This window comes from Chryseosolibacter histidinae (assembly GCF_018598225.1).
GTDB classification, from domain to species: Bacteria; Bacteroidota; Bacteroidia; order Cytophagales; family Cyclobacteriaceae; genus Chryseosolibacter; species Chryseosolibacter histidini.
The window spans coordinates 1-1,977 of the sequence record NZ_JAHESF010000094.1; the positions used below are offsets into that span (position 1 = coordinate 1).

The window sequence follows — 1,977 nt, forward strand, 5'->3', positions numbered from 1 at the left end:
GCTGGCCGTTGTGGCATTGGTTGGAACCTGTTTTGAGATCTACAACGGTGTGCTGATGACCTCGGTGCGTTACTTTAAGAACAAGTGGTTTACCAAACATAAGAATGCAGTAGTGACACCGCAGGAACAGGAAATTTCGTAATCTGGTCATTCCTTTTTCAGGATCTGCTCCTGAATGGCCCGGTGATAGGCTTCCAGCAAACGTTGTGCTGCCCGGTGTGGTGATAATTTATGTTCGCTCACAAGTTGTGTGAGCTCATCCTGCAGTTCTTTATTCCCAGCGAAGCGTAAATAATCGGTCTGCAACAGTTGCTGGAAATACTCTCCGAACCAGACTGTGTTCTGTTGCTGACGATTGTGCTCAAAGTAACCTGAGACCGTTGTTTTGTCTTTGTAACTGCGGATCATCTTCCAGGTCTCTTCTATACCTGTGTTGCTGGTGGCAGAACAGGTGAGAACAGGCGGAGTCCATCCTGAGTTTTTTGACGGCAGCAGGTGCAGGGCCTGTTGATATTCTGCGCGGGCTTGTGTGGCATGTTTCACATTGTCGCCATCAGCTTTGGTGATCACAACGGCGTCGGCCATTTCCATGATCCCTTTTTTAATTCCCTGCAGCTCGTCGCCTGCGCCGGCCAGCATGAGCAACAGGAAGAAGTCTACCATGTTTCGCACGGCAACTTCAGATTGTCCTACACCTACCGTCTCGATCACGATAACGTTGTAACCCGCAGCTTCGCAGAGCAACATGGCTTCTCTTGTTTTGCCCGCCACACCACCGAGCACATTGCCCGAGGCGGTGGGCCGGATGAACGCGAGCGGATTTCGGGAGAGCTCCTCCATTCGCGTTTTGTCGCCGAGAATACTGCCCCTGGTAAGCTGGCTCGAAGGATCGATCGTGAGCACGGCGATCTTCAGGTTCTGTTTTGTGATATGCTTGCCGAAAGCTTCGATGAACGTGCTCTTGCCCACACCCGGAACACCCGTGATGCCGATGCGGATGGCGTTTCCCGTGTACGGCAGAATTTTATCCATGAGCGCCGATGCAAGCGTTTTGTCTTCAGGGCGCGTGCTTTCCACCAACGTAATGGCCTTGGCCAGGACCACCCTGTCTGCCGCAACAATGCCTTCGATGTACTGCGCTATGGTTAATCTTACGTTGTTCAAAATTTTTGGATCGGACCTTAAATTTCTAAAAATACGTCATACCGATGAAATTCTTCGTTTCAGGGACCTGTCAATGAAGATGTTTCGCTGTCAGCCGGGCGGCGGCAGTTCATAAATCCGGGTTTAATCTTTATTTTTACTTTGACTATCACCCACTCACATGCGCAAATTCTGGCTCCACTGCTTTTTGAACACATTGTTCACATTCGGCATCCTGGCGGGTTTATCAGGGATCACACAATTGAATATGTTCAACGCGTTCGATCCACTGGGCAAGGCTCTCGGAGACATGGAGCTTTTCGATATTGCTTTCTCCCAGCTTCGTGAAGACCCTCCGATCGATACCAACATTGTGATCGTGAACATCGGCTATCTGTCAAGAGGTGATATCGGCAGGCAGATCATGACGCTGAACCAGTTCAAGCCTAAGGTGATCGCGCTCGATATCATTTTCGCCTGCGACGGAGGCTTGCGCGATTCCATCAATTGTCCGCAGGCCTATGATACGCTGAACAACATGATCTTCGCTTCGGCGGTGCAGGGAACACAAACCATGGTGCTGGCCGAAAAGCTGTGGCAGTCCAGGGCGCTGATAAAAAAATATGGTGATGTTTCCATTTATGATTCTATTGAGCATACCGATGCCGAGCTGAGAGGAAATGCTTACGAAGGATTTGTGAACCTCGAAACCGATGCCGAGCACCAGGAAGACCTGAAAGTGTGCCGGACCTATAACCCTAAGTTGAATGTTTCCGGAACAGACGAGCTTGCTTTCTCCACGATGATCGCCATGCTCTACGATTCACAAAAAAC

General features: G+C 50.1%; 2 protein-coding genes. One reads left to right on the forward strand and one right to left on the reverse strand.

Annotated elements, in window-relative coordinates; genetic code table 11:
• Positions 1-147 precede the first annotated feature (147 nt).
• Positions 148-1,164: a methylmalonyl Co-A mutase-associated GTPase MeaB gene (gene meaB, locus KK083_RS32305; RefSeq protein WP_254170294.1), complete on the reverse strand. Its 1,017-nt coding sequence runs from the start codon at positions 1,162-1,164 to the stop codon at positions 148-150.
• Between the two features lie 160 nt (positions 1,165-1,324).
• Here meaB and KK083_RS32310 point away from each other — a divergent pair.
• Positions 1,325-1,977: CHASE2 domain-containing protein (locus KK083_RS32310; RefSeq protein WP_254170295.1), on the forward strand; the 653-nt coding region annotated here is incomplete at its 3' end.